A 5,821-nucleotide genomic window follows, 5' to 3' on the forward strand; every position below is an offset into this window, starting at 1 on the left:
CGGCCATGGAGGATTTATAATAGATGATATTGAGGTGTTGGCTCCACAGAAGGATGAAGTGCTAGTAAGGATCAGGGCCGCGGGGCTTTGCCATACGGATCATGATTCATTGTATTGGGGTAAGCCTTTAATCCTTGGTCATGAAGGTGCTGGTGTGGTAGTGCAAGTGGGTAAACAAGTAAAAGGTTTTCGTCCAAATGATCTGGTTATACTTAATTGGGCCACACCCTGTGGTTCTTGTTTTCAATGTGTGCAAGGCAATCAAAATATATGCGAAAATAATTCGCCTGTTGTTGCCGGAGGCAATGGCTATACGCCGGGGCATGCCTACCTGGCTGGTACTACATGGAAGAAACAGCCGATCCTTCGATCTTTTAATTTAGGTACACTTGCTGAATACACGTTGGTAAAAGCTTCTGCCCTGGTAAAAAATCATTCGTCCAAAATTTCTTTTGCAGCGGCAAGTATAATTAGTTGCGGTGTAATGACTGGATATGGCTCAGCAGTTAATGTGGCGAGGGTAAAGGCAGGATCTTCGGTTGTTGTAATAGGTGCTGGTGGGGTTGGGTTGAGTGTGATTCAGGGCGCCCGCATCTGTGGGGCCAGCCGGATCATTGCCATCGACGTGATTGAATCCCGCCTGAAGATGGCAACCCAATTTGGAGCTACAGATGTCATGTTGGCTGATAAAACAGATAAAGTTTTACAGGCTGCTGCAGGCCAGGTTAATATATTACTGGGTGGTAGAGGAGCCGATTATGCCTTCGAGTGTACTGCTGTTGCTGAATTAGGGGCTACTCCTTTGGCCATGATCAGAAATGGAGGAACGGCGGTTCAGGTAAGCGGCATTGAACAGGAGATTACGATCGACATGCGTTTATTTGAATGGGATAAGCTATATATCAACCCGCTCTATGGCAAATGCCGCCCACAAATCGATTTCCCTGTTTTAATTAACCATTATGATAATGGACATCTTATGTTGGATGAAATGATTACCCGCACTTATTCATTGGCACAACTTAGGGAGGCTTTTGATGATATGCTCGAAGGTAAAAATGCTAAAGGTGTAATTGTTTTTTAAATAACTAATATGCGGGAAACCAAAAGGATTGAAATTTCTGATCCACGGTTTGAATCCAATAACCTTCGGTTTATTACCATCAAAACCTCCGCCCTGCGGGGGAGAGGAGATTGTTGTGTATTTGTTCCGCCCGGCCTTCAGGAAGATAGCTCTTGCCCGGTAGTTATACTTTTACATGGAGTGTATGGAAGTGCCTGGAGCTGGCCTTTTCGAACCGGTGTTCATATAAAAGTAATGAAATTGATTAAGGAAGGCAGGTTGCCTAATATGGTTATTGCTATGCCGTCGGATGGCTTATGGGGTGATGGCTCAGCTTACCTTCCGCATAACAATTTGGATTTTGAAAATTGGATCGCATCTGATATTCCGAATGCAATGAAACAAATGATTCCTGGTGTTACTGAGGAATCATCCTTGTTTATCAGTGGTCTTTCAATGGGTGGTTTTGGTTCGTTAAGAATAGGAGCTAAGTATAGTGAGAAATTTAAGGCCATCGCAGCGCATTCAGCCATCACAAGCCTTTCGCAAATGAGCCTTTTTGTGGAAGAGGATTTATTTAATTACACTCAGAAAAACCCTGTTGACGAAGATTTACTTCTAACCTTTCTTAAATACCGGAATCAACTTCCTCCCATTTATTTTGATTGCGGGTTGGATGATCATCTGCTATCATATAACCGCAACCTGGATCAAAGCATGAATGAAAACGGAATTCCGCATATCTACAAGGAGTTTAAAGGAGCACATGAATGGACTTATTGGGAGAAAAATATTCTAAACTCGCTTTTCTTTTTTAATGAAAATTTATAAATGGAGTTTGGGCTACAAGGAAAGTTATTTGTGCCATTAATACAAAAAATTGTATAATATCTTCCATAACCATGACTTAGGCTGCAAAAGAAGTAAAATAAGTCAAAAAATGGATAATTATATTATGGTTTTCCTATTGTTTTAAAAATAATTTTATAGTGTATTCTTTTACCGATCCTAAAAACGTGCTTATTTATGAAAAAATTTTCTGCTAGTTTAATTTTCATTATTCCATTATTTTTTTCTTTGCTGGTTTCGGCAAAGTCTTATATCCCGTATGAACATTTTGTATTGGATAAAATTATTACCGGAGTTGTTACAGAGTCACAAACTGGTGAGTTTCTCGTAGGTGCAACTATTCAGTTAAAAGACACTAAAATTGGCACCTTTACAGATGCAAAAGGTCAATTTAGCCTTTCTGTACCAGATGCTGGAGGTGTTCTGGTAATTTCCAATACAGGCTATGCTACCCAGGAAGTATTCATCGGCAACCAACAACCGTTAAACATAAAAATGGCGCGTTCTTCATCAAACCTTGATGAAGTGGTGGTAATAGGATACGGAACCCAAAAGAAAAAAGAAGTGACAGCTTCAATAGCTTCAGTTAAATCAGAAAATTTTGTAAAAGGTGCTGTAAACGATGCAGGACAGCTTTTGCAGGGAAAGGTTGCCGGTTTGTCAATTGGTTCACCCTCAGGTAGTCCTGTCAATAACTCACAAATTGTTTTGCGGGGTATTAACTCAATCAATGCTAGTTCTCAACCATTAATTTTAGTGGATGGCATCCCGGGTAATTTGCGTACGGTAGCTCCAGAAGATATCGAATCAATTGATGTTTTAAAAGATGGTGCCGCCGCGGCTATTTATGGCACCAGGGGTACAAATGGAGTGATCTTGATAACTACCCGCAAATCAAACGGTAGCATCCAGTCTGTTGAATACAGTAGTTACATAAGTACCCAAAAAATCGTGCGCAAACCTGATATGTTGAATGCCCAGCAATATCGGCAAAAAAAAGCTGATGGGGTTGCTTTTTCAGACCTTGGAGCTAGTACGGATTGGTTTAAGGAAATAATACAAAAGCCACTTTCTACTGTTCAAAATCTTACTTATCGTGGTGGAAATGTTCAAACCAATTACCTGGTAAATTTAAACTACCGTAGTTTTGAAGGCATCCTTTTAGAGTCTGACAATCGTGCATTAAGCGGTCGTTTTGATATCAATCATTCAATGTTTAATGGAATATTAAAGGCAAATTTTAACCTTATTAATACTGATCAGCGGTACAATACTTCCGGAAATGGTTTCGACTTTAATGGATACACCTACCGGCAGGCACTGATCCGTAATCCTACTAGCCCGGTTAATAATCCGGATGGTTCATGGGCTGAGCAAACGGGCCTTTATTTATATGAAAATCCTATTTCCCGTATAAAAGAGAGCGATGGTGAAAACAATAATCAGAGTACCCGGGTTGCAGGTACCTTAACATTAAAACCAATGGAAGGGCTAACAATTACCGGTTTATTCGCCCGTACTAAGTTCAACGAATTAAGAGGATATTCAGAAACCAAAAGACATATATCTAATATACGGGACACCAGAAATGGGTATGCCTCACGTGGAACTACGCAAACCTTGGAAAACCTTATGGAATTAACAGCCAACTATAATAAATCCCTTGGAAATCATTCCTTCTCGGTATTAGGCGGTTATTCTTACCAGGATAATACATTTGAAAATTTATTTGCAGAAAACTGGGATTTCCCCACAGATTTATTCACTTACAATAATATAGGTCAGGGAGATGCCAGGCGCCGTGGAATTACTGACTTAAGTTCAGATAAAAACCGAAGGAATTTAATTGGTTTTTTTGGAAGGGCGACTTACAGTTTTATGGATAAATATTTGTTGATGGCCAGTGTGCGTCATGAAGCTACTTCTGCGCTTGTAGGCGCCAAGTATCCATGGGGTACATTTCCTGCCGTTTCTGTAGGCTGGAGAATCAATAAGGAGAAGTTTATGGAGAAAATAACCGCCATTGAAGATTTAAAATTACGTGTGGGCTACGGTGTAACCGGTACACCTCCTCAATCTCTTTTTTTAGGGGTGGCCCGTTTAGGTTATAGTGGATTTACTTTATCCGATGGACGTTGGGTTCCTCAATTGGTACCTACCAGCAATCCAAACCCAAATCTTCGCTGGGAAGAAAAAGCAGAATTTAACATTGGACTTGATTTTTCGTTATACAAGGGAAGGCTAAGCGGTTCATTTGATGCCTACAAACGCAAAGTAAATGGTTTGTTGTACCAATTCCCTGTACCAACTCCTCCTAACTTGTTTGGTACCACCTGGGCCAATGTTGGAGTAATGGAAAATAAGGGGATTGAAGCCCTCGTAAATCTTGTTCCTATTTCCAAAAAAGATTTTGAATGGTCTTCCACCTTTATTTTTTCCACCAATGCAAATAAATTAGTGTCCTTGTCTAACCAGGATTATAAAACGACAAATGACTTTTTTAACGTTGGGGGAACGGGAGAGCCCATTCAAACCTACACACACCGCGTAAAAGTTGGCAGGGCGATCGGAGAATTTTACGGATTTAAAGTTATTGATGTTGATGATAAAGGAAATTGGGTTTACCAGGGTAGGGACGGGAAGCCCGTTTCATTTCAGAATTTTAAAGCTGCAGATGAGGATAAAATGGTTCTCGGAAACGGGTTGCCTAAATATTATGCCGGTTGGAATAATAATTTTCGTTATAAAAAATTCGATTTGGCCATCACTATGCGTGGCGCATTTGGCTTTCAAATCCTTAACTTCCAACGCATGTATTACGAAAACACGGGTCGTACCCAATACAATCAGCTGAACTCTGCATATGACAAAGTATTTGGAAAAGCAGTTTTGGATAAGAATGTACCATTACAGTACAACAGTTATTATGTTGAGGACGGTAGTTTCTGGAAAGTGGACAACCTTACACTTGGTTACCGCATAGCTAATATTAAAAACATTGTAAAAAATGCCCGCATTTATGTAGCCATGTTAAACACTTTGGTAATAACTGGTTATAAAGGAATTGATCCTGAAGTAAACCGTATTGGCCTAACCCCTGGAAACGATGATAGAGATAAATATCCCAGTGCCCGGACCTTCACTTTTGGGTTAAATGTTACTTTTTAAATAATAAAATAAATCGAAAATGAGACTTTATAAAAATATAATTTGGTTAGTTATTATTTCAGCTTCTGCAACTCTTTTATTTGGGTCCTGTACTAAACTGGCCGACAAAAATTACACGGAGATTTTATCAGACCAGTTTACCCCGGGTGCCAAAGATCTGGTGTCGTTGACAGGGCCGGCTTATGGTGCATGGAGGAATGTATTAAATTATGGTGGCAGTAACTTTTTCCGTACCCAGGAGGTTACCGCGGATGAGCTTGTAATAACTGCCCGGCCATATGGATGGGTGGATGATGGTAGTTACCGCAGATTACATGAGCATTCCTGGACCAATACGGATGGAACCGGCGGAAACTGGACCTCAGCGTATGGAGGAATAACTAATTGTAATCGTTTAATTTTCCAGATTGAATCAGGTGCTGTGCCTGTTGCCTCAGGAAAAGATAGCGTATTGGCGGAGATTCGGGCCTTGAGAGCCTCCTTTTATTATGTGCTGTGCGATTTATATGGAAATGTTCCAATTGTGACCCGTTTTGATGTAGCAGCAGGTTTCCTTGCAGACCAAAATACACGTCAGCAAGTATATGATTTTATTATAAAAGAATTAAACGAGTCTTTACCGTTATTAAACAGCCAGTCTAACCGTTTATACTACGGACGTTTTAATAAGTGGGCAGCTTATGCATTATTAGCTAAAATTTATCTAAATGCGCAGGTTTATACCGGTACCCAGCAATGGGA

4 protein-coding genes are annotated in these 5,821 nt (G+C 40.2%); all 4 read left to right on the top strand.

Going from position 1 to position 5,821, the window contains the following annotated elements:
- The coding region (locus H7254_RS12400; protein WP_301933265.1) for an alcohol dehydrogenase catalytic domain-containing protein at nucleotides 1-1,084 on the top strand (1,084 nt) is incomplete at its 5' end.
- Between the two features lie 9 nt (nucleotides 1,085-1,093).
- Nucleotides 1,094-1,894 (top strand): alpha/beta hydrolase family protein, encoded by an 801-nt coding sequence (locus H7254_RS12405; RefSeq protein WP_301933266.1) that lies wholly within the window; start codon nucleotides 1,094-1,096, stop codon nucleotides 1,892-1,894.
- A gap of 195 nt (nucleotides 1,895-2,089) precedes the next feature.
- Nucleotides 2,090-5,080, top strand: a complete 2,991-nt coding sequence (locus H7254_RS12410) for a SusC/RagA family TonB-linked outer membrane protein (RefSeq protein ID WP_301933267.1) — start codon at nucleotides 2,090-2,092, stop codon at nucleotides 5,078-5,080.
- A 19-nt stretch (nucleotides 5,081-5,099) separates the two neighbouring features.
- Nucleotides 5,100-5,821: RagB/SusD family nutrient uptake outer membrane protein (locus H7254_RS12415; RefSeq protein WP_301933268.1), on the top strand; the 722-nt coding region annotated here is incomplete at its 3' end.

This window comes from Ferruginibacter sp. (assembly GCF_014377975.1).
Classification (GTDB): domain Bacteria; phylum Bacteroidota; class Bacteroidia; order Chitinophagales; family Chitinophagaceae; genus Ferruginibacter.